Source organism: Kitasatospora sp. NPDC004289, assembly GCF_053602875.1.
On record NZ_JBSGEL010000100.1, the window covers coordinates 1 to 20,901 of the forward strand.

The 20,901-nt window shown below is 71.4% G+C and carries 22 protein-coding genes and 1 pseudogene; 8 read left to right on the forward strand and 15 right to left on the reverse strand.

Annotated features, from left to right (window positions below; genetic code table 11):
- The 9 genes and pseudogenes from ACWEPF_RS36500 to ACWEPF_RS36540 all read right to left on the reverse strand — a co-directional run.
- Positions 1 to 449 (reverse strand): annotated as a pseudogene (locus ACWEPF_RS36500) (hypothetical protein); the annotation flags it as partial.
- A 140-nt stretch (positions 450 to 589) separates the two neighbouring features.
- Positions 590 to 1,207 (reverse strand): peptidoglycan-binding domain-containing protein, encoded by a 618-nt coding sequence (locus ACWEPF_RS36505; protein WP_452175992.1) that lies wholly within the window; start codon positions 1,205 to 1,207, stop codon positions 590 to 592.
- Positions 1,208 to 1,704: 497 nt separating this feature from the next.
- Positions 1,705 to 1,887 (reverse strand): hypothetical protein, encoded by a 183-nt coding sequence (locus ACWEPF_RS36510; protein WP_452175993.1) that lies wholly within the window; start codon positions 1,885 to 1,887, stop codon positions 1,705 to 1,707.
- 134 nt (positions 1,888 to 2,021) lie between these two features.
- Complete coding sequence (locus ACWEPF_RS36515; RefSeq protein WP_452175994.1) at positions 2,022 to 2,417, reverse strand: hypothetical protein; 396 nt, start codon at positions 2,415 to 2,417, stop codon at positions 2,022 to 2,024.
- On the reverse strand, positions 2,414 to 2,632 hold the full coding sequence (locus tag ACWEPF_RS36520; RefSeq protein ID WP_452175995.1) for a hypothetical protein: 219 nt from the start codon (positions 2,630 to 2,632) through the stop codon (positions 2,414 to 2,416). Before ACWEPF_RS36520 ends, ACWEPF_RS36515 begins: the two co-directional genes overlap by 4 nt.
- Positions 2,632 to 3,522: a trypsin-like peptidase domain-containing protein gene (locus tag ACWEPF_RS36525; RefSeq protein WP_452175996.1), complete on the reverse strand. Its 891-nt coding sequence runs from the start codon at positions 3,520 to 3,522 to the stop codon at positions 2,632 to 2,634. The genes ACWEPF_RS36520 and ACWEPF_RS36525 overlap by 1 nt, the downstream gene beginning before the upstream one ends.
- A 592-nt stretch (positions 3,523 to 4,114) precedes the next feature.
- Positions 4,115 to 4,372 carry a hypothetical protein gene (locus ACWEPF_RS36530; RefSeq protein WP_452175997.1) on the reverse strand — a complete coding sequence of 86 codons (258 nt, stop codon included), beginning with the start codon at positions 4,370 to 4,372 and terminating at the stop codon, positions 4,115 to 4,117.
- Between the two features lie 348 nt (positions 4,373 to 4,720).
- A complete protein-coding gene (locus ACWEPF_RS36535; RefSeq protein WP_452175998.1) occupies positions 4,721 to 5,623 on the reverse strand; it encodes an IS3 family transposase in 903 nt (300 codons plus the stop codon).
- A gap of 5 nt (positions 5,624 to 5,628) precedes the next feature.
- Complete coding sequence (locus ACWEPF_RS36540) at positions 5,629 to 5,934, reverse strand: transposase (protein ID WP_452175999.1); 306 nt, start codon at positions 5,932 to 5,934, stop codon at positions 5,629 to 5,631.
- A gap of 108 nt (positions 5,935 to 6,042) precedes the next feature.
- Here ACWEPF_RS36540 and ACWEPF_RS36545 point away from each other — a divergent pair.
- Together ACWEPF_RS36545 and ACWEPF_RS36550 are read left to right on the forward strand one after the other, a co-directional pair.
- A protein-coding gene (locus tag ACWEPF_RS36545; protein ID WP_452176011.1) for an IS5 family transposase occupies positions 6,043 to 6,887 on the forward strand; the annotation gives its coding sequence in 2 pieces (ribosomal slippage) (positions 6,043 to 6,388 and positions 6,388 to 6,887; 846 coding nt in all).
- A 202-nt stretch (positions 6,888 to 7,089) separates the two neighbouring features.
- Entirely contained in the window at positions 7,090 to 7,818 is a 729-nt protein-coding gene (locus ACWEPF_RS36550) for a tetratricopeptide repeat protein (protein WP_452176000.1), read from the forward strand.
- 20 nt (positions 7,819 to 7,838) lie between these two features.
- Here ACWEPF_RS36550 and ACWEPF_RS36555 read toward each other — a convergent pair whose 3' ends face one another.
- The 3 genes from ACWEPF_RS36555 to argB all read right to left on the reverse strand — a co-directional run bounded on the left by ACWEPF_RS36555 (position 7,839) and on the right by argB (position 13,405).
- Entirely contained in the window at positions 7,839 to 9,074 is a 1,236-nt protein-coding gene (locus ACWEPF_RS36555) for a cytochrome P450 (RefSeq protein ID WP_452176001.1), read from the reverse strand.
- On the reverse strand, positions 9,067 to 12,291 hold the full coding sequence (locus tag ACWEPF_RS36560) for an amino acid adenylation domain-containing protein (RefSeq protein ID WP_452176002.1): 3,225 nt from the start codon (positions 12,289 to 12,291) through the stop codon (positions 9,067 to 9,069). Before ACWEPF_RS36560 ends, ACWEPF_RS36555 begins: the two co-directional genes overlap by 8 nt.
- Before the next feature lie 262 nt (positions 12,292 to 12,553).
- Positions 12,554 to 13,405 (reverse strand): acetylglutamate kinase, encoded by an 852-nt coding sequence (gene argB, locus ACWEPF_RS36565; protein ID WP_452176003.1) that lies wholly within the window; start codon positions 13,403 to 13,405, stop codon positions 12,554 to 12,556.
- Between the two features lie 345 nt (positions 13,406 to 13,750).
- Between argB and ACWEPF_RS36570 the strand changes: the two genes are divergently transcribed.
- From ACWEPF_RS36570 to ACWEPF_RS36595, 6 genes are all read left to right on the forward strand, one after another.
- Entirely contained in the window at positions 13,751 to 15,907 is a 2,157-nt protein-coding gene (locus ACWEPF_RS36570) for a tetratricopeptide repeat protein (protein WP_452176004.1), read from the forward strand.
- A gap of 93 nt (positions 15,908 to 16,000) precedes the next feature.
- Positions 16,001 to 16,522 (forward strand): hypothetical protein, encoded by a 522-nt coding sequence (locus ACWEPF_RS36575; protein WP_452176005.1) that lies wholly within the window; start codon positions 16,001 to 16,003, stop codon positions 16,520 to 16,522.
- A gap of 15 nt (positions 16,523 to 16,537) precedes the next feature.
- A complete protein-coding gene (locus tag ACWEPF_RS36580; protein ID WP_452176006.1) occupies positions 16,538 to 16,888 on the forward strand; it encodes a hypothetical protein in 351 nt (116 codons plus the stop codon).
- A 48-nt stretch (positions 16,889 to 16,936) separates the two neighbouring features.
- Positions 16,937 to 17,461 carry a hypothetical protein gene (locus tag ACWEPF_RS36585; RefSeq protein ID WP_452176007.1) on the forward strand — a complete coding sequence of 175 codons (525 nt, stop codon included), beginning with the start codon at positions 16,937 to 16,939 and terminating at the stop codon, positions 17,459 to 17,461.
- Between the two features lie 182 nt (positions 17,462 to 17,643).
- Positions 17,644 to 18,858: a beta-ketoacyl-[acyl-carrier-protein] synthase family protein gene (locus ACWEPF_RS36590; protein WP_452176008.1), complete on the forward strand. Its 1,215-nt coding sequence runs from the start codon at positions 17,644 to 17,646 to the stop codon at positions 18,856 to 18,858.
- Positions 18,859 to 18,900: 42 nt separating this feature from the next.
- Entirely contained in the window at positions 18,901 to 19,425 is a 525-nt protein-coding gene (locus ACWEPF_RS36595; RefSeq protein ID WP_452176009.1) for a hypothetical protein, read from the forward strand.
- A 15-nt stretch (positions 19,426 to 19,440) separates the two neighbouring features.
- On the opposite strand, the gene ACWEPF_RS36600 is transcribed toward ACWEPF_RS36595, so the two are convergent.
- From ACWEPF_RS36600 to ACWEPF_RS36610, 3 genes are read right to left on the reverse strand one after another with little or no spacing between them, the layout of a single operon-like run.
- The gene (locus tag ACWEPF_RS36600) at positions 19,441 to 19,851 is read right to left on the reverse strand and encodes a MarR family winged helix-turn-helix transcriptional regulator (RefSeq protein ID WP_345284025.1); all 411 of its coding nucleotides are present in this window, start codon (positions 19,849 to 19,851) and stop codon (positions 19,441 to 19,443) included.
- Positions 19,848 to 20,732: an ABC transporter ATP-binding protein gene (locus ACWEPF_RS36605; RefSeq protein ID WP_452176010.1), complete on the reverse strand. Its 885-nt coding sequence runs from the start codon at positions 20,730 to 20,732 to the stop codon at positions 19,848 to 19,850. Before ACWEPF_RS36605 ends, ACWEPF_RS36600 begins: the two co-directional genes overlap by 4 nt.
- Positions 20,729 to 20,896, reverse strand: coding sequence for an iron chelate uptake ABC transporter family permease subunit (locus tag ACWEPF_RS36610; protein WP_452176012.1), 168 nt, complete (start codon positions 20,894 to 20,896; stop codon positions 20,729 to 20,731). Before ACWEPF_RS36610 ends, ACWEPF_RS36605 begins: the two co-directional genes overlap by 4 nt.
- Between the last annotated feature and the right edge of the window lie 5 nt (positions 20,897 to 20,901).

Genomic DNA, 20,901 nt, shown 5'->3' on the forward strand with positions numbered 1-20,901 from the left:
GTCGATCGGCTCGCTCTCCTCGGCCAGCACCCGGTGCGCCAGGTTGCCGACGGCGACCCGCAGGTGGGTGTGGCCGAAGTCCACGCCGACCACGACCCGGACGGCGACGCCTCCGCCGGCGCGGTGGCCGAGGGCTCCCCGGTGGGTGACGCGGTGTCGCCCCCGGGGATCGAGGCGGTGTCCTCCCCCGCCGCCACCGGACGGCCGCTCCCGCCACCGCCCGTGCCGTCCGTCGCCGCCTGGCCCTTGCCGCCGCCGGGCAGCGCGAGGGCCACCATGCCGCCGACGGCGGCGGTCGCGACCACGCCGAGCGCCACCGTGCGCAGCTGCTTGCGCCGTCGGCGCTGCTCCTCGTGACGGTCCGCCATGGCCTGCCAGTCGGGCTCCGCCGCCGTGGTCACCACCGGCTCACCGATGCCGTTCGGCCATGATCCCCGTTGCTCCGTCATGGCCCGAAATAATAGAACACCTGTCAGTTCTCCCAGCTCCCCGGCCCTTTGAAGAGCTTGTGCGGACCTCGTGAACCCGGACCGCGTCCCCCGGGCCTCCCCTGCAGGCCCGGGGCGACGCGGTCCGGCCGCGGCGGGCGTCAGCTCACCGTGACGGTCCTGCTGTAGAACTGGACGCGGTGACCGGAGCTGCGGAAGTCGGCGCTCGCGTCGCCGGCTCCGTTGGGCGCGGCGCCGAACAGCTCGTACGCGCCGTTGAGGTTGCCGGAGTCGCCCCGGGTGAAGGTGACCGTGCCCTGGTACCGGTTGATGTACAGGACGGTGTTGGGCGTTCCCCACTCCAGCATGTCGTCGGCCCGGCTCCAGGTCTGGTTGCCCACCTGACCGTCGACGCCCACCCCGTACCGGGCCTGCCACTTCCGGGTCGGCGCCTCGGTCCTCGGGCCGAACTGGCCGTCCAGGTCCGACTTCTGCAGCAGCTCGTCGGCGAACAGCACCGCCTGCCACATCAGCACCAGGTCGGTGTTCTTGGAGTGGGCGCAGCCGTTGCAGAGCGAGTGCCCGAGCTCGCCGTAGTGGTCGCCCCAGTCGTCGGTGAGGGCGCCGCCGCCGTCGACGAAGCTGTTGCCGTCGGCGCCGCCGTTGCCCGCGAAGGCGGTCCCGGACAGGCCGGCCGTGCCCAGCACGGCCAGGCCGAGCACGGCGGCCAGTCGCCCGGCCCGGCGGCCGGCGATCCCGCGGAGGTGTGCGCGTCGCATGGTGGTCCTCTCGCTGCGATGTCCCGGAGTACGTCCGCATCCGGGTTCCGATGGCCCACACGCTGGCCGGGGCCGGTAAATTGACGGTTAATCGGCACGCCGCCGGCCGGTCTCCCCGTACCGCGACCACCCACCACCGTCTCGCCCACGCGTAGGGAAGCATGATCAGGTTCAGGGTCCTGGGTCCGTTGTCCGTGCTCGGCCCCGGCGGGGAGGTGGACCGAACGGGCCGAGGGGGTGCGGTTGTTGAAGGCGTAGTACGTGGCGGGGGCGGTGCCGCAGCCGTGCGAGGTGAGCACGCGGCAGATCGGCTCGACGCCGCCGAAACGGTCCCGGTGCTCGTCGACGAACGCTACGAGCGCAGGTGTGGCCGGTCGAGCTCGGCCGCGAAGAAACTCGCCGCAGCCTTCATGATCTCGTTGGCGCGCCTGAGTTCGGCGATCTCCTTCTTCATCGCCTTGATCTGCGCGGACTCCTCCGTGGGTCGTGCCGGGGCGCTACCCGGAGTCGACCTGGTCGCGCCGAACCCAGTTGCGCAACGTCTCGGCGGGACCGATGCCCAGCTTCTCCGCGACGGCCCGCAGCGCGGCCGACTCCTTCGGGTAGTCGCCAAGGACCTCGGCGACCATGCGCACCGCACGACCGCGCAGCCCAGGCGGGTAGGAAGAAGGACCTGCCATGACTCGAATCCTTACACGAAATCGAGCCTCTACCGAACCTGGAGCGCGGGTGTGACATCCACCGTCATCTGGGGCTATCACCTGACCTCGCAGGTCAGCGAAACCCAGCCGCCTTGATGTTGCAAGGTGATGCTTCAGGCGACGGCGGACGCAATCGAGCCAGCGCTTGCGGCGACCGCCGCGATGGCGGCAAACCCGAGGCTCACAACGAGAAGGCGCCCAGACATGGGCAGTTTCTGCAACCCTGCCGCTAGCTGTCCCAAGCCGGAGAAGTCGAACGATGGACCCGCTTGGGCGCCCACTGGACTCAGCGGACGGCCGTGCTGATCGACATTTCGCTGCGCAGCCTCCAACTTCAACTTCGCCACCTCAGCCTCTGCTTTCGCCGCATCCGCTGCGGCCTTCACAAGCTTTCCCTCATAGATGGCCCAGCCGGCGGCCAGCAGGAGACATAGGCCAGCTGCAATCAAGGAGAACACCACAACAGCGATTACGACCTCTGGGGGCGCCGCTACCGGCGTCGTGCTCATCCCGGGCCCATCCTGTCGTAGGAGCGCAAGGGCCGTGGGATCCTGCGGATGATGACGCGGGTGCCTTCGATCTCAGCTGGGTAGCTCGATTCGTCGGTATCCGGAGGAACGAAGAACGTCACCTCGTCGCTGTCTTCATCAAAGTCCCAGGTCAACAGGTCACCCGTGGACATCCGCTCACGGGCGAAGGCGTCGATCTGCTCTCGGGAACCCATCACCTAGGGCTCGCCCCCACTTCTGTCAGCTGGTAGTTGGCATCCTGGATCACGCTGTAGACGCCGGGGTACCCACCTACGACGTGACCGATCAGTTCGTTCTGCTGGTTGTAAACGGGTGCTCCGGAGTCGCCCGGGGCGGAGATGGCGTACGCGGTCATCATGGTTTGCCCCCAATCTCCGCCCCCCGGTCCGTCCGGGCCCGCGAATGGGTGGCCAGCAGTGAGAAGAGCTGCCCACTGCCCGCTGGTCACGGCACCGAAAGCAGTGACCTGGTCCCACTTGTGCCCGGTCCCGATCACGGAGATTGGTGGCGTCGCTCTCTGTGTGTCGGGTGTTGCCGCGTCAAGTTCGATCAGGGCGACGTCGGCGGTTTCTTGGCGAGCAAGCACGATCGCGCAGTGCTTGGTGGCCCCCACACTGCCCAACCGTTGGGCATTGGTGTCGTACGCAGCCACGCCTGCAGTGGGAGCGGCATGTCCTGCGGTCAGCAGCCCTCGTGTGCCCTGAGGAGTCGTGACCCTTACGCCGAAGGTCCCTGGCCCTTCACCGCAGTGCGCTATGTCGCTGGGGGCTACCTGGTGTACTGGCGGAGGCACCGCGATCACCGAGACCACTACGCCCGTGCGCCGCATGATGTCCCCGTGAATTTCGTCAAGCAGGACATCAAGTGGCGCCATCGTCTGTGCTGCTTCGCGCTTGAGATCGGCGTGTCTGATCTTCATGACGGGCTCACTGATCGACACGACGACTGCGGGCGCCACCCGCTCGCCGGTGTGGGTGTAGGTCACCGCGAGTACTGGTATGCCGTGCACCTCGCGGTGGTGCCCCCACACCGTGCTGGCGACCTTCTCGACGAGTTCGCATTCGGCGGGGTAGGTACGAGCCATCACAGCTGTGATAGTCGAGCCATCCCCAGTGCTTGTGGTCGTAGCCATGTCCCCAGCCTCGGTCATGGCCGCTGGCAGCGCGATTGCGCGACGCCGAATGGGCGCCCGCATGGCGGTGGCGGGGGCAAACGGTCTCGTTCATGGGACTCACCATTCCAAGATCAACCCTGGTTGGCTTATGGATTACCAACCCTGGGCCTACCGTGGTCCCAGGCACCTGAGGCGAAAGTCCCGGACCTGTCCGGGGATCGGCTTGGCCGTCCCCTCAGAAGGTTCAAGAACCGTACTGCCCAGTCCACAGATCCGTCGAGTACTCAGCCGAGGTCGCGTTGTTCCTTGCCACCAGTGTTCGTCGCAGTAGGCAATCGGCCCCGATACCTACTGGATCTGCCGCTGAAGCACCCCGGCGCCCAGCGGCGGGGCAGCGTCCGCCGCAGACGGCGGGGATGCACCGGTTCGTCGGGGATCAGCTCCAAGCCCATGCGCCGACCAGCGGGCGAGGCGACCCACTGCCGCAGCCAGGTCATGGCCCCCTGGACTCGAAGCCGTGGAACTGCCCGAACAACGGCTGTCCAGGGCCGACGTCGGTGAGCTATTCGGCCAACGCGATGGCGCGTACGACTTCCTCGACGACCCATTCGTCGACCTCGCCGCCCCACTGTCGGCCTTTGACGACCTTGCTGACCAGCCGGTGCTGGGCCAAGCCGGCGCCGTCGGCGCCGTCAGTGCGGCGGCAGCCGACCGTGAGTTCCATCAGTTCGCTGGACCGCATGCCAGTCAGCGCGGAGGTGACAACCTTGCAGGCGTGGCCAGCGACCCGAATCAGGGCATCGGCGCCCTTGTTCGACAAGGGCAGAGACCACGGGATCATCTCGCCGGTGTCCGCGCGAGGGGCGTCGGCGGGCTTGCGACACCACACCTACTCGATGCCGACCTCAGCGACCGCCTCCTCCAGCAGCGGTCCTGCCAGTCCCGGGCCGCCACGAGTTCGGCGACGGCAGCGTGCGAAGCCACGCGTTCACCGCCCGCGTTGCACGCGGACCGTCCTCGTCCTCGAACGCGAAGTCGTCGTCGAACAGCACCGGCATCCGCTCGGGGATCAACGGCTCCCCGCTGAGCTCCCAGGACTACCAGTCCTCGACAGAGAAGAAGTGCACCAACACGTTGAAGTTCCCCCTTGATCTTGGACAGCAGGTTTCTACCCTGCGGGGGTGAAGTCGCGCTGCAGTCTGACCCGGGTTTCAAGCGGGGTGAGGTACCCGAGTTCGGGGTGCCTGCGGAGCCGGGTGCGGTTGTATTCGACTTCGATGAAGCGGAAGACATCAGCTCGAGCCTGGGCTTGGGTGGCCCACGCTGTGGTGCCGATCTCGGCCTTGAACAGGGCGAACCAGCTCTCCGCTGCGGCGTTATCGTAACAGGAGCCGACCCGGCCCATCGACTGCCTCATACCCAACTCTCTTATCACCGAGCTGAATTCACTGCCGGTGTATTCGCTGCCGCGGTCGGTGTGCATGATGCAGCCCGCCTCCAGTTGTCCGCGTCCGGCCGCCAGCCGCAGCGCGGCGACCGGGAGCTCGGCCCGGTGGTGGTCCGCCATCGCCCAACCGACCACCTCGCGCGTTGCGAGGTCGATGCGGGTCGCCAGGTACAACTTCCCTTCCTCGGTGATCAGTTCGGTCATGTCGCCAACCAACCGCATCCCTGGTCTGGGTGCGGTGAAGTCCCGGCCGATCAGGTCGGCCGCGAACACGGCTCGCTTCGCCTGCCGGGTCAGGCCCCGGCGTCGGCGTCGGGTGATGCCGGTGATGCCGTGCGCACGCATCAGCCGCTCGACTCGTTTGCGGTTGACCGCGCGGCCGGCCCGCGCCAGGGCGGCGTGGACTCGGGGAACGCCGTAGGCGCCGCGCGAGCCGGCATGCAGGAGCCGGATCTCACCCACCAGCTTCTCCTCGGCCCGCTGCCGGGCCCGCCGGGCCGGGGCGGCCGCGACGTGCGCGTAGTAGGTGGAGCGCGGCAAGCCCAGGACGCGGCACAGCAGTGCCACGCTGAAGCCGCCGGAGTTGGTGCCGGCGGCCTTCTCCGCGTCGATGAAGGCGCACAAGGCGCCTACTTCAGCGTGTCCTGCGCGAAGAAGGCCGCGGCTTTTTTCAGGATCTCGATGGTCTGCTGCTGTTCCCGGTTCTGCCGCCGAAGCCGGGCGAGCTCCTCGCGTTCCGCGCTGGTCAGCGCCCCGGCCGGGCCCTCACCCCGGTCCGCCTTGGCCTGGTTGACCCAGTTCCGTAGGCCCTCGGCACTGACGCCGAGATCCCGGGCCACCTCGGTGACGGTCCTGTCCGAGGACAGCGCGAGCTCGACCGCGTCCTGCTTGAACTCGGCCGTATGCCGCTTGCTCCTGTTATTCTGCTTACTCACTACCTGGGCTGCTTCCTCCGGGACCATCCGTCCCAGTATCAAGCTGTCCAGGTCAGCGGGGGGAACCTCACATGCAGGGACGCTAGGCCGTTTCTTTCGGATCATCGGATCGTTGGATCTGATGTGTCGTTGACTGATGCCCAGTGGGCGCGGATCGAGCCGTTGCTGCCGGACCGTGCACCGAGGCGGGGTGGGAGGTGGCGTGATCACCGGCAGGTGATCGACGCGATCGCGTTCAAGTACCGCACCGGGACGCCCTGGGCGGACCTGCCCGAGCGGTTCGGGTCCTGGAAGGGCGCCCACAACCGCCTGCGGATGTGGGCACTCGACGGCACCTGGGAGAAGGTCTTCACCGCCCTGCTCGCCCAGGCGGACGCCGACGACGACCTGGACTGGGTCGTCGCGGTCGACTCCACCGTCGTGCGCGCTAACCAGCACGCGGCCGGAGCCCGTCAAAAGGGGCTCCGGCCGGCGAGCCCCACCACCATGCCCTCGGACGCTCCCGCGGCGGGCTGACCACGAAGATCCACCTCGCCGCCGACGGCAACTGCCGGCCGCTCGCCTTCGTCCTCACCCCCGGACAGGCCGGCGACGCACCGGAGTTCGAACACGCCATGGCCCGCATCCGCGTCCCCCGACCCGTCGGCAGACCGAGAACCACGCCGGAGGCGGTCCTGGCGGACAAGGCCTACTCCTCCCGCGCCATCCGCGCCCACCTGCGCAGGCACGGCATCCGGGCCGCCATCCCGCAACCCGCCGACCAGGTCACCAACCGCAAACACCTCGGCCGACGCGGAGGCAGACCACCCGCATGCGACCACGACACCTACAAGCGCCGCAACACCGTCGAGCGGTGCATCAACAAGCTCAAGCAGTGCTGCGGCCTGGCCACCCGCTACGACAAGACCGCCACCATCTACCTCGCCGCCATCTTCATCTGGTCAGCACGATGATCCGAAAGAAACGGCCTGGGCCCGCGACACGACCCTCATCAACTGTTAACTCCACGACCGATCAACGGGAGTTGAGGAATGTGAGGCACGCCAACAAATCAGCAACAAACTGCGCCCAGACCGCGCAGGCCGCCGACCGTCTGCTCGCCCGACCCGTGACCGGGTCGACCTGCCGGCCCCATTGCCCGGCGTACGGCCCGAAGTGGTCGAGGACCCGCTCGCCTGGTTCGCCGCCGAGCACCAGGTCCTGCTGACGGTGACGGCGTACGCCGGGGCTGCGGACCGTCCGGTGGCGGTGGGGTGGCTGGCCTGGGCCCTGGGCACCTACCTCAACCGGCAGGGCCACTGGCACGACTGGGTGTCGGTCCAGGGCGCGGCCCTGGAGGCGCACCGCCGGCTGAGCGACCTGCGGGGGCAGGCCGTCACCGGGATGAACCTGGCCCGGGCCCGCACCCGGCTCGGCCACGTGCACCTCAACCTCGGCTGGATGTGCGACCAGCAGGGCGGCCGCCACCCCGAGGCGCTGGCCTTCGCCGACCTCGCGGCCGGCTGGTACCACTCCCAACTCGGCGACCACGCCGGCGCGGTGACCCGCTGCACGGAGGCCCTGGCCCTCCAGGAGCGGATCGGCGACCGGCGGGCCCAGGCCAACACCTGGGACAGCCTCGGCTACGCCCACCACCACCTGGCCGACCACGCCGAGGCGGTCCGCTGCTACCGCCGGGCGGTGGAGATCCAGCAGGAGGTCGGCGAGCGGTACCAGATCGCCGACACCCTGGTGCACCTGGCCGACACCCTGGCCGCCCTCGACCGGCCGGAGGAGCTCCGGACAGCCCTGGAAGAGGCCCTGACGATCTGCCAGGAGCTGGACCACCCGGACCGCACCGCGATCGCCACCCGCCTGGCCGGCCTCGCTCCCCTCTCTCCGTAGTCCGCCCCTCCCCCCTCCCGTCACGCCGGGGTCAGGGCCACCGGCAGGGAGTCGTAGGCGGCGACGAAGTTGGAGGCCCGGCGGCTCGGCGGCCCGGTCGGGGTGAACCCCTCCACCCGGGCCAGCAAGGCCTCGAAGACCAGCCGCAGCTGACTGCGCGCCAGGGCCGCACCCATGCAGAAGTGCTTGCCGCTGGTGAACGAGAGGTGCGGATTGACCGCCCGGTCGACCCGGAAGGAGTCCGGGTCCTCGAAGACCTCCTCATCGCGGTTGGCGGAGGGGATCCAGAGGCAGAGCAGCTCTCCGGGCTCCAGGTCGGTGCCGGCCAGGCGGGTGGGCCGTACCACCGTGCGGGTGAGGTGCAGCGGCGGCGTGGTCCAGCGCAGCACCTCCTCGATCGCCCGGTCGAGGTGCTCGGGGTGGCGCCGCAGCCACTGCCACTGCCCGGGGTGGGCGGCGAAGGCGGCGACCCCGGCCGCGATGGTGTTCTTGGTGGTCTCGTTGCCGCCGATCGCCAGGTTGAGGCAGTTCAGCAGCACCTCCGACCGGGTCAGCCGGTCCCCGTCCAGTTCGGCCTCCAGCAGGCGCCGGATCAGGCCGTCCTCGGCCAGCTCGGCGTGGTCCAGCAGCCCGGCCAGGTGCATCAGCAGCTGGCCGTTGGCGGTGGCGGTGGAGCGCCGTCGCACCGTCAGGTCGCCCGCCCCGGGGTCGTGTTCGCCGAGCGAGCCGCAGACGGCCCGGCTGGCCCGGTCGGCCAGGGTGGCCCACTCCCGCTCCGGGAGGCCGAGCAGCATCCCGGCCCCGGCGGAGGGGACCCGGGCGGCGACGGCCCCGACGAAGTCGGTCTCGCCGTCCCGGACCGCCTGCTCGACCCACCCCCGCACCCGGTCGCGGAGCAGCCCGTCCAGGGTGCGGGCGGCCGAGCGGGTCAGCCCGCTACTGACCAGGCGGCGCAGCCGCTGGTGGTGCGGCGGGTCGGTGAGCTCGATCATCTGGCCGGCCGCCGGGTCGCGTTCGCCGAGCGAGGTGTCCAGGGTCATGCCCCACTCGGAGCTGTAGCCGGTCGCGTCCCGCAGCACGGCGTCGACGTCCTGGTAGCGGGTGACGGAGAGGAAGGGCGGTGCCCCGTCCCGCTCCTGACGACGCAGCAGTCCGCTGCGGCGCTGCTCGCGCCAGAGCCGGTGGGGCGGGTCGGGCAGGAAGGCCCGGGGGTCGGACAGGTCGGTGACGGGACCGGCCTGGAGGAGCTCAGACACGGACGGCCTCCTCGGCGGGCAGACCGGCGGTCCGGTCGGCGGTGCGAGCGGCGGTGCGAGCGGCGGGCGGGGCCGCGGTCGGGTCGGCACCGGGGGCGGGGATGAACCCGGAGGCGTGGAAGTAGCCGAGGTAGGCGTCCAGCAGGGCGGCGTCCACCGGCGGGCAGCTCAGTCCGCTGCCGACCAGGTCCCGTTCGATCCGGGCCCGGTCCATCCGGGGCGAGTACCGGGTGGTGGCCAGCTCCTCGACCGTGGCCCCGCCGCCGGCGGCCTCCGTGGTGAACAGCGGGGCGAACGGCGCGAACGGGTGGTCCGGCCGGTCCGCGAGGTGGTCGAGCAGGGCGTCCACCCACCCGTGGTAGTCGACGGTGCGGACGGGGTGGCCGTGCGCCCGCAGGCGCTCGACGAAGTCGGCGAGCAGCGCCTCCCGCGGGTTGGTCAGGTGGTAGGTCTGCCCCTCGGCGGGGTGACGGGTCGCCAGGTGCACCACCGCGCCGGCCGCGAAGTCGATCGGCACCAGGTTGAGCGGCAGGTCGAGCTCGGGGGCGAGGCCCAGCTCGGCGATCACGCGGAAGAACTCGCAGAGCGCGGCCGCGCTGTTCCAGGTGTACGAGGTGGTGTCCCCGGAGAGCTCGTACGGGCGGTGCACCGCCACCGGAAGCCCGGCCCGGCCCGCGCCGCGGACCAGCTCCTCGGCCACCCACTTGCTCTCGGTGTAGCCCATCGAGAGCAGCTCGACGTGGGAGAGCGGCGTGGTCTCGGTGACCTCCCGCACGCCGGCCGCGCCCATGCCGTGCACCACCGCCGCGGTGGACACGTGGTGCAGCGGCACGGCCCGCCGGGCCGCCAGCCGGACGAGCTCCCGGGTGCCCTCGACGTTGGCGGCGCGCAGCTTCTCGTACGGGTAGAGGAAGTTGACCTCGGCCCCGCTGTGCAGGATCAGGTCGGCGCCGTCCGCGTGGTAGTCCCACTCCAGCGAGTTCAGGCCCAGCCGGGGCAGCGCCAGGTCGCCGAGCACCGGGCGGACGCGGTCGGCGGGCAGCGGGCGGTCGATGCCGTAGCGCAGCTGGGCCTCGGCCAACCGCCGGTGGGCGTGGTCGGTGTCGCGGGCCCGGACCAGGACGTGGACCTGAGCCTCGGTGCGGTCGAGCAGCTCGCGCAGCAGGTAGGCGCCGAAGAAGCCGGTGGCCCCGGTGAGCAGCACGTGCTGAGGCCTGCGCCAGACGGGGTGCGGGGAGCCGGTGGTGACCGTGGGCCGTTCCCACACCAGGTCCGGCCGCCAGCGGTCGACCGCCGGCCGCGCGGCTTCGCCCTCCCCTTCCCCCGCCCGCGCCGTGCCGTGGCCCGGGCCGTGGCCTGCGCCCTGCGCCGTGCCCTGTCCCGCGTCCTGTCCCGCGTCCTGCTCGGTGACGGCCCGCTCGACGGCGGCGGCGAACGCGCTCGGCACCGGATCGCCCAGCAGCTCGGTCACCAGCTGGAAGTTGTGGCCGTCGTCGATGCCCAGCTCCTGCTGGACCCGGGCGACGAGCTGCACGGCCAGCAGCGAGCTGCCCCCGGCCGCGAAGAAGTCCACCTCCTCCTCGTCCGCCCCGGCCTCCGCACCCGGCAGCAGCGCGGCCCAGACCCGGGCCACCGTCTCGGCCACCGACTCGCCGTCCGCCTGCTCCCGTTCGGCCTGGGCGGCCGGCGCCGGCAGCGCGGCCCGGTCCACCTTGCCGTTCGGTGCCAGCGGCAGCCGGTCCAGCAGGGTGAGGGTGGCCGGGAGCATGAAGGCGGGCAGCCGCTCGGCCAGGTGCGCGCGCAGCCGGGCGGCGGTGGGCGCGGCTCCGGCCCGGATCGCGACGTAGGCGGCCAGGCTGCGGGTGGTGCCGTCCTCGACCGCGACCAGCACGGCGTCGGTGACGTCGGGGTGGGCGGTGAGCGCCCGGCGGACCTCCTCGGGCTCGATCCGGAAGCCGCGCACCTTGACCTGGTCGTCGCGGCGGCCCCGGTACTCCAGCGTCCCGTCCGGCCGCCGCACCACGAAGTCACCGCTGCGGTACAGCCGTTCGGGTTCCCCGCCGTCCGTGCCGCCGAAAGTCAGGAACCGCTTCGCGCTCTCCTGGGGATCGTTCAGGTAGCCGGTGGCAATCCCCGGGCCGCCGATGTAGAGCTCGCCCTCCTCGCCGTCCGCCGCCGGGCCGCCGTCCTCGCGCAGCACGTGGCAGACGGTGTCGGCGATCGGGCGTCCGATCGGCACGCCGCCCGCTCCGTCCGGGACCTCGGTGATCAGCTGGGCGGTCGCCACGCAGGCCGCCTCGGTGGGGCCGTAGGCATTCACCAGGCGCCGCGGGCGGCCGAGTTCGAGCACCCGCCGGGCCGCGTCGGCGCGCAGCGCCTCGCCGCCGGTCAGCACGTGGCGCAGCCCGGCGAAGGTCTCCGGCCGCTCCTGGGCGATGCGGTGGAAGATGCTGGTGGTGAGGAACAGCGCGGTGATCCCGCGCTCGCGCACCACCCGCTGCAACTCCGGCGCCGAGAGCAGGACTTCGGAGGCGACGGGCACCAGGCAGGCGCCGTTGAGCAGGGTCGGCCAGAACTCCAGCACCGAGGCGTCGAAGGAGAGCGTCGCCGCGTGCAGCATCCGGTCCCCGGGCCCGGGCTCGAAGAACCCGTTCGCCACCGAGAGCCGGGCCACCCCGCGCTGCGGCACCGCCACGGCCTTGGGCCGCCCGGTCGTCCCGGAGGTGAACATCACGTACGCCGCGGCCGCCTGCCCCTCCGGCAGCGCGAAGGGGGTGTCCGCCGCCGCCTCCTGGCCGGCCGTCAGCACCTCCTGGTACCGCAGCACCGGCACCGCCGCCCCGGCCAGCCGTCCGGCCCCGGGCAGCCGGACCAGCGCCACCGCGCCGGCGTCCGCCACCATGCCGTGCACCCGCTCCGCGGGCAGCTTGGCGTCCACCGGCAGGTAGGTCGCCCCGGCGTACGCCACCCCGAGCAGCGCCGCACAGGCCTCCGGCCCGCGCCGGCCCACCACCCCGACCACCGCGCCCGGCCGGATCCCGGCCGCCGCCAGTCCGCGGGCGAACCGCTCGGCCAGCGCGCCGAGTTCGGCGTAGGTGTACCGGAGCTCCGGACCCTCCACCGCGGGCTCCTGCGGGTTCCTGCGCACCTGCTCCGCGAACAACCCGGCCAGTGATCTGCTGTACGGACCCGCCGTGTCCGCCGCCGTCGTCGTCATCGCTCGTGCCCCTTCGGTAGGCCCCGCACCTCGATCCCCCGAACGCCGGGAGCGTAGGGCGGGGCCGCCGAAGATGACGAACCGTCAGGGAGCTGCTGTGGAACGGCAGAACCGCAGGTGGGAAGGGGTTCCCTTCCGCGATGCGGAACCACACTCCCCCAAGTGCACCCTCACGAAGGTCGAACTGGCACCAGGATGATCCGTCTGGTCCGGCCCTTCCTGGCACTCAACGTACTTGACCTGTACTGCTCATGACGGGCCGTCAAGCCGGAACGGCGAGGGCCACGGGCTCGGGCAGGACCAGGGTCCCGCCGCAGTCGGGGGCGAAGGCGTCGAGGAGGCTGTGCTGCACCCGGCCGTCCATGATCCGGGCGGCCGGCACCCCGGAGCGCACGGCGTCCAGGCAGGCCTCCATCTTGGGGAGCATCCCGGCGCTCAGACGCGGCAGCAGCTCCGCGAGCTGACCGGCCGTCAACCGCTCGATCACCGTGGAGGAGCGCGGCCAGTCCGCGTACAGCCCGGCGACGTCCGTGAGCACCACCAGCAGCTCGGCCCCCATCGCCACCGCCACGGCCGCCGCGGCGGTGTCCGCGTTGACGTTGTAGACCTGCCCGTCCGCGCCCCGCGCGATCGAGGAGACCACCGGGATCCGGCCGTCCCCGACGAGCGAGCAGAGCAGGCCCGGATCGACCGCCATCACGTCGCCCACCAGCCCGATGTCCACCTGCTCCCCGCCCACCACCGCGTACCGCTTCACCGCCGTCATGGTGTGCGCGTCCTCACCCGTCAGCCCGACGGCGAACGGCCCGTACTCGTTCAGCAGCCCCACCAGCTCCCGCTGCACCTGGCCGGCCAGCACCATCCGCACCACGTCCATCGTCTCCGGCGTGGTCACCCGCAGCCCCGCCGTGAAACTCGACCGCAGGCCCAGCCGCTCCAGCTGCGAACTGATCTGCGGCCCGCCCCCGTGCACCACCACCGGACAGAGCCCGGCCTCCCGCAGGAACACCACGTCCTGCGCGAAGGCCGCCTTCAACTCCTCGTCCACCATGGCGTTCCCACCGAACTTCACCACGACCACGCGGCCCTGGTAGCGCGACAGCGACAACGGCACGGCCAGCCTCCTACGGTTCATGACACACGGCACGGGACCGAACGGCGTCCGGGCGGCCCCTTTATCCCGCCGCCGGATGACGCCCAACCGGCGCGCCCCTGTCGCCGAGGTTCGCACTCACTGAACAGACGGAGTCGGCCCCCGGCCGCCTCCGCCGCGAGTACGCTCGCACCGACAGTTCTGCGGCTGGGGAGGCCGGAGTTGGGGCGTTCACGGCGTTGGCGGATCACCGGCGATCCTGTGAAGCGGCCAGACTCACACCCGCGCCCTGGCAACATCACCGCCTCCGGTGATCACGCGATCGCGGCGCAGACGTTCAACGGCAACGCGTACACCGGCCCTGTCGTGAACGTCATCAACCTGCCGCCGTCCGAGCTGCGCCCACCCGCAGAGGCCAGAGCAGACCCGCGCCCGATCCCCACACTCGACCGACACGCCACCTTCATCGGCCGTGAACGTGAACTCGCGCTGCTTGACTCAGCACTCGGTGGCACGGGCACGGCCGTGGTCCTGGCCCTCCACGGGCTCGGCGGGATCGGCAAGACCACCCTCGCCGCCCACTGGGCCGCCACCCGGGCAGGTACCGACACCCTCGTCTGGTGGATCACGGCGGACACGCCGGCCGCGCTCGACCAGGGCCTCGCCCGGCTCGCGATGGCACTCCCATCGCCGCCCACCCCGGCCGCCGACAACGCGGTGCTCGCCGAACACGCCCTCCAATGGCTGGCGACCCGCACCGGTTGGCTCCTGATCCTCGACAACGTCGACAGTCCCAGCGACGTACGGCCGCTGCTCGCCCGTGCCAGCACTGGAAGGGTCCTGATCACCACCCGCCGCGCCAGCGGTTGGCACGACACCGCGACCGCAATCGGGCTCGACGTTCTCTGCCCTTCGGATGCGCTCCACTTGCTCCGCAGCATCGTCGCCGCCGACAAGGAGCGGACGGTGGACCTCGACGGCGCAGCCGAGCTCTGCGCGATGCTGGGTCACTTGCCGCTCGCAATCGAGCAGGCCGGGGCGTACATGTTCGAGACCGGGGCCACTCCCCGTGACTACCTCGCCAGCCTCGCCGAGGAGCCCGCCGCGCTGTACAAGGCCGTGACCTCGGACCGCACGGCCGAGCGCACTGTCGCCCGCGTGTGGCGCGTCTCGCTCGACCGTCTCACCGCCGACACGCCGCTCGCAGGACACATCCTGCGCATACTCGCCTGGTGCGCTCCCGACGGCATCCCCAGGTCCCTCTTCCGCCCGCTCGGAACGAACGTCGTCGTCGACCTCGCCATCGGCCGGCTCGCCGCCTACAGCATGCTCACGATCAACGGCGACAAGCTCTCCGTCCACCGCCTCGTCCAGTCCCTCGCGCGCACCCCGGACTCAACCGACCCCCACCGCCGCGCCGAGGACATCGCGGCCGCACTGGATGACACCGTTCTTCTCCTTCTCGCCCACCTGCCCGGCAGGCCGGACGAGCCCAGCACCTGGGTCGCGTGGCGCACTCTACTGCCGCACATCAATGCCCTCGCCGACCACTCCGCCCCTGACGACGACTCGGACTACGCGGCCTCCCTGTTCGCCGTGGGTGGTCGCTTCCTCGCCGAGCACGGCGACCTCCGTCGCGCCGTGACCCACCTGGAGCGCACCCACGCCCACCGGATGCGGGTCCTCGGCGAGGACCACCGGGAAACCCTTCTCTCCCGCAACAACCTCGCCCTGCTCTACCTGGACAGCGGCGACTCCCAACGCGCCCTCGCCATGCAGGAGCAGACGTTGCGGGCCCAGGTCCGCCTGTTCGGCGAGACGCACCCCAACACCCTCAGGTGCCGGAACAACCTCGCCATCACCTACCAGTCGACGGGTGACCTGGCACGGGCCACTCCGATGTTCCATCAGGTCTTCGAGGCCCACACCCTCCTGTTCGGCCCGCGACACCCGGGCACACTGGCTTCCCGCGGCAACCTGGCGAACGCCTACGCGTCCCAGGGCGACCTCGCCCGGGCCGTCATCCTCCTGGAACAGAACCTCGCCGAGACAGCCCTGGAGCTCGGTGACGACGACGCCCGGACCCTCATCTGCCGCAGCAATCTCGCCAGCGCCTACGAGTCGGCCGGAGATCTGGCTCGCGCCGTGCGCCTCTACGAACAGGTCCTCCGCGACCGGGTCCGGATCATCGGTGAAGACCATCCGGCCACCCTGCTCGCCCGCAACAACCTCGCCTACGCCTACCAGGCAGCCGGTGACACGAGCCGCGCCCTCCCCCTCTACGAACGGACACTCGCGGACCGGAGCCGGATCCTGGGGGAGGACCATCCGGACACCGAGGTCTCCCGCGCCAATCTCGCCCAAGCACTACGGGCCCTCGACGGCACACCTCCGGGCCCCTCCTCTCAGCCCTCCGAAATTCCGTCACCCGGGCCGGCCTGGCTCGAACGGTCAGGCGTGCTCGCCAGCGTGGCCAGGTCCACAGCAAGGAAAGCAGCGCGATGGTGGACCACTCGGGCGTAGCAGCAGCACCCACCCGGATCATGTCTGCGGAGCACGAGCTCGCGACCTGATATCCGGTCGACGGGCTCGTCTCCGGCGTCCTAGTCTCGCGCGGTGACCAACAAGGTGGAGAACGGCGAGGACTTCCGTGCGCTGCTGCGCGGCCTCGCTGCACGGTTCGACGGCCTCGGTGCCGCTGCCCCGGAGATCGACGACCTGCTGCTCCGCTGGGCCGGCCTCCTTCCCGACCTGGCTCCGGAGCCCGGCTGGCCGGGCCTGGCCGACCAGGTGCTCCGTGCCGTCGACGCCCCGTCAGCCGGGGCGGCCGAGCCCGCACCCCTCGGGGAAGAGCCACCCGTCACGTCGTCAGGAGAACTGCGGGTCCTGCTGCTGGCCCTCGCCTCCGACTACGCACGCGCGCGGGACTGGACGCGCGACAGGATCGCCCGGGGACTCTGGGCCGGTGATGGCAGCGGCTGGGCGAGCGGATCGGCGGCCCAGTTCCTGGATTCCTGGGAATCCTGGCTCGACGCCACCCTGGGCAGGCCCGCGAGGTTCCCGGACGTACCGCCGCTCGAACCGGTCAGCTGGGCTTCCGTCGCATGGCAGGTCGGCGCGGCCCGCGTCTACGAGTGAGGAGCCTCAACCCCGATGAACACCCATCAGCCGATCTCCGATGCAGAGCTCGCCGAGATCGAGGAACTGGCGAACGCCGCGACCCCGGGCCCGTGGCACGTCCGCCAACTCGACGACGACCACGCCATGAGCCTGGTCGCCATCAGCACCGTCCCCGACACCGGTCTCGGCGAACGGTGGCCCGACTTCGACCACCAGGAGATCATCGCCGCCACGCTCGTCCAGCAGCCCCGCTACGTCGATGTGACCGACGGACTCTGGGACCAGAACGCCCAGTTCATCGCCGACGCCCGGCAGGACGTACCCCGTCTGATCGCCGAGGTCCGACAGCTCCGCCACCTGCTCGCCGCCGACGACCGTCCCTGACACGGCATCGGCGTCCGGCCGTCGGTGAGGGCCACTACAGTGCCGGGCATGCGATCACTGATCACCGTCATCCGCGAGAACGACGACATCGCCGAACTCCTCTCCTGGCCGGGTGACTTCGACCTCGACCACGGCGACCACGTCGAGCCGGTGCACCTGGCGTCCGGGGCCGCGTTGGAGGGCTTCGCGGCGGACGGGGCCGGGGGCACGTACTTCTTCTGCGGCGACGGCGGTGAGGAGCGTCCGGTGCTCTACGCCGACTCCGAGGGCCAGGCGGCCCTGCTCGCGATCGGGCTCCCGGAGCTGCTGCGGCTGCTGCTCGTCGCGCCGTGGTGGCGCGACTGCCCCGAGTTCACCGCCGAGGAGAGCGCCGAACGCGCCGCCGAGTACCTGGAGGACATGCCGGACTTCGCGGAGCGCCGGGACCGTGCCGCCGCCGCGCTCGGCCTCACCCTCCCGACCGACGTGGCCGCCCTGAGCCGCCTGCGTGAGGTCGCCGCCGGCCCGGGAGCGGACTACGTCCTGGTGTTCACCCCGGAGGGCACGGCCTACGAGCCGCTGATCATTACCTGAGTCCGACGGCCTGATGACCTTTCGGCAAACGACACGGACAAACGTCGGAACCCTACAAACCGTCAGCACAGGACGCGGTAGGGAAGAACACCAAGGGATGAACTGCGGCTTGGCAGAGTGGCATTCAGCCGGGGAGGCACTCTCCCCCCGGCCTGTGCCGTCCCCACAGAAGGAGCCTTGCCATGACCGCCTTCGAAGACGTCATCGTCACCGGCCTCGGCGCCACCACACCCCTCGGTGGGGACGTGCCGACCACCTGGGCCGCGATGCTGGCCGGACAGTCGGGGATCGCGGCGATCGAGGAGGAGTGGGCCGAGGGCTTCCCGGTGCGGATCGCCGGGAAGCTGGCGGTGGAGCCGTCCACCGTGATGGACCGGGTGCAGGCCCGGCGCTTGGACCGGTGCGAGCAGATCGCGCTGATCGCCGCGCGGGAGGCGTGGGCCGACGCCGGGTCGCCGGAGGTGGATCCGGAGCGGCTCGCGGTGGTGATCGGCACGGGGACCGGCGGGGCGCTGACCCTGCTCGGGCAGCACGACGTGCTGCACGCGAGCGGTGTGCGGAAGGTGTCGCCGCACACCGTGCCGATGCTGATGGCCAACGGCCCGGCCGCCTGGGTGAGTCTGGAGCTGGGTGCCCGGGCCGGAGCGCACACGCCCGTCTCCGCCTGCGCCTCCGGGGCCGAGGCGATCGCCCTCGGGCTGGACCTGATCCGTCTCGGCCGGGCCGACGTGGTGGTGGCCGGCGGGGCCGAGGCCTGCATCCACCCGCTGCCCCTCGCGGGCTTCCACTCGGCCCGGGCGCACTCCACCCGCAACGACGAACCGGCCCTGGCGTCAAGGCCGTTCGACGTCGGCCGGGAGGGCTTCGTCATCGGGGAGGGCGCTGCCGTGGTGGTGCTGGAGCGGGCCTCGTTCGCCGCCGCCCGGGCCGCGCGGCGGCACGCCCGCCTGGCGGGGGCCGCCGTGACCTCCGACGCCCACCACATCACGGCCGGCCACACCGACGGCCAGTCCCGGGCCATCCGCCGGGCGGTCGCCGAGGCGGGCCTCGCCCCCACCGACATCACGCTCGTCCAGGCGCACGCCACCTCCACCCAGCTCGGCGACCTCACCGAGGCCCGCTCCATCGCCACCGTGATCGGCACCCACCCCGCCGTCACGGCCGTGAAGTCGATGACCGGTCACCTCTTCGGCGCGGCAGGCGCGTTGGGTGCCGTCGCCACGGTCCTCTCGCTCCGCGACGCCATCACCCCGCCCACCGTCAACCTCAGCGACCCCGACCCCGAGATCCCCCTGGACATCGTCACCGGCAAGCCCCGCGAGGGCGTCCAGACCGCCGCCCTCGCCAACGCCTTCGGCTTCGGCGGCCACAACGTCAGCCTGATCATGACACCCTGAGGCAGCTCCCCTCCGACGAACCGTCAACTCCCTGGAGAGAACATGGGCCTGAAGAAGATCCCGGCAGCCGCCTGCGCGACGGCGCTGGCCTGCGGTGCCGTCCTGGCCGCCTCCGCACCCGCCTCCGCCGCCACCCAGGTCACCTGCGTGGGGACCACCACCGTCGACTTCTCACCGGCCATCACCAACACCACCCAGACCGTCTCCGTCATCGGGACCGACGTGGCCACCGGCTGCCTGAGCCTCACCCACCCGGGGCTGACCAGCTTCAACGCGCCGTTCTCCGGCACCGCCACCCAGTCCTGCACCACCTTCTTCGGCGGCGGCTCGGGCACCGAGACCCTGTACTGGAACGACGGCACCACCAGCACCTGGAACTACACCAACAGCTTCTCCAACGTGAACGGCACCAAGGTCGGCACCTCCACCGGCACCATCGCGGCGGGCACCCTGGCCGGTGCCTCGGTGACCCAGAGCATCACCTTCGCCAATCTCGACCTGACGGCCTGCTCCACCACCGGCCTGAGCCACCTCAGCGGCACGGACACCTGGACCTTCACCGCCTGACCGCCGAGCAACAGGTCAGGCCAACCGCTCCAGCAGGCCCGCCAGTTGCTCCCGTTCGGCGCAGCTGAGCGGGGCCAGCACGGTGTCCTCCACCGCCACGAGCTCGGCGGTGAGCTCGGCCAGCAGCGATTCGCCCGCCGGGGTGAGGGAGACCTCGACCCGGCGGCGGTCGCGCAGCGAGCGGGTGCAGACGGCGCAGTCGGCGGCCATCAGGTCGTCGACCACCTTGACGATGTCGCTGGGGTTGATGTCGAGGCGGGCGGCGAGCTCTCCCTTGGAGAGGGAGCCGCCCGCGAGGGCCTCCAGGACGGCGACGTGCCACAGGCGCAGGCCGCGTTCGGCGACCCGGGCGGCCAGGCTGGCGCGGGCGTTGCGGCCGGCGGCGGATATCAGGGAGGTGGTGAGGCCGAGCAGTCGGGTCGTCATCGGTCCGGGTCCTGGTGATCGGTAACAACAGCGGCAGCGGGCTTGCGGGCGGCTCGGACCACCATCGGGGTGCCGGTCTCCGGGTCCGGGACCACCCGGCAGCGCAGGCCGAAGACCCGCTCGACCAGCTCGGCGGTGAGCACCTCGGCCGGGGCCCCCTCCGCCGCGACCGCGCCGTCGGGGCCGAGCACCACCAGGTGGGTGGCGTAGCGGGCGGCCTGGTTGAGGTCGTGGAGGACGGCGACCACGGTGTGGCCGCGCTCCTCGTGGAGTTCGGCGCAGAGGTCGAGGACCTCGAACTGGTGCGAGATGTCCAGGTAGGTGGTCGGCTCGTCCAGCAGCAGGATGTCGGTCTGCTGGGCCAGCACCATGGCCAGCCAGACGCGTTGGCGCTGCCCGCCGGAGAGGTCGTCGACCGGCCGGTCGGTGAGGTCGAGGACGCCGGTGCGGCGCATCGCCTCGGTGACGGCGCCCTCGTCCTCGGCGGACCACTGGCGTAGGAAGCCCTGGTGCGGGTAGCGCCCCCGGGCCACCAGCTCGGAGACCGAGATGCCGCTGGGCGCGTTGGCGGACTGCGGGAGCAGGCCCAGCCGGCGGGCCACTTCACGGGTCCGGTAGGCGGCGATCGAGGCGCCGTCGAGCAGGACCGTGCCGCCGGTGGGCTTGATGAGCCGGGCCAGGGCCTTGAGCAGGGTGGACTTGCCGCACGCGTTCGGGCCGAGGATCACGGTGAAGGAGCGGTCCGGGATGCTGACGGAGAGTGAACTGGCGACCGTGCGTTGGTCGTAGGCCAGGGTGAGGTCCTCGGCCCGCAGCCGGGAGCCGTCGTGCACGGCAGGGGCGGTGGAGGCCGTGGGAAGGGTGGTGGAGGGGACGGTCATGTGCGGCTCTTTCGGGTTTCGCCGATCAGCAGGAGACAGAGGTAGAGGCCGCCCAGCGTGCCGGTGGCGATGCCGACCGGCATGGGGGCGGGGGCGAAGACCCGCTGGACCGCGAAGTCGCTCGCGGCCAGCAGCAGGGCTCCGCTGAGGGCGGCGGGCAGCAGGCCGC

What these genes read in the sequence shown, in the direction of transcription:
- ACWEPF_RS36595 (WP_452176009.1), top strand. Translation starts at nt 18,901, where the DNA reads ATGGGCCTGAAGAAGATCCCGGCAGCCGCCTGCGCGACGGCGCTGGCC.
- ACWEPF_RS36585 (WP_452176007.1), top strand. Translation starts at nt 16,937, where the DNA reads ATGCGATCACTGATCACCGTCATCCGCGAGAACGACGACATCGCCGAA.
- ACWEPF_RS36580 (WP_452176006.1), top strand. Translation starts at nt 16,538, where the DNA reads ATGAACACCCATCAGCCGATCTCCGATGCAGAGCTCGCCGAGATCGAG.
- ACWEPF_RS36515 (WP_452175994.1), bottom strand. Translation starts at nt 2,417, where the DNA reads ATGAGCACGACGCCGGTAGCGGCGCCCCCAGAGGTCGTAATCGCTGTT.
- ACWEPF_RS36560 (WP_452176002.1), bottom strand. Translation starts at nt 12,291, where the DNA reads ATGACGACGACGGCGGCGGACACGGCGGGTCCGTACAGCAGATCACTG.
- ACWEPF_RS36520 (WP_452175995.1), bottom strand. Translation starts at nt 2,632, where the DNA reads ATGGGTTCCCGAGAGCAGATCGACGCCTTCGCCCGTGAGCGGATGTCC.
- ACWEPF_RS36525 (WP_452175996.1), bottom strand. Translation starts at nt 3,522, where the DNA reads ATGGCTCGTACCTACCCCGCCGAATGCGAACTCGTCGAGAAGGTCGCC.
- ACWEPF_RS36510 (WP_452175993.1), bottom strand. Translation starts at nt 1,887, where the DNA reads ATGGCAGGTCCTTCTTCCTACCCGCCTGGGCTGCGCGGTCGTGCGGTG.
- ACWEPF_RS36505 (WP_452175992.1), bottom strand. Translation starts at nt 1,207, where the DNA reads ATGCGACGCGCACACCTCCGCGGGATCGCCGGCCGCCGGGCCGGGCGA.
- ACWEPF_RS36605 (WP_452176010.1), bottom strand. Translation starts at nt 20,732, where the DNA reads ATGACCGTCCCCTCCACCACCCTTCCCACGGCCTCCACCGCCCCTGCC.
- ACWEPF_RS36600 (WP_345284025.1), bottom strand. Translation starts at nt 19,851, where the DNA reads ATGACGACCCGACTGCTCGGCCTCACCACCTCCCTGATATCCGCCGCC.
- ACWEPF_RS36590 (WP_452176008.1), top strand. Translation starts at nt 17,644, where the DNA reads ATGACCGCCTTCGAAGACGTCATCGTCACCGGCCTCGGCGCCACCACA.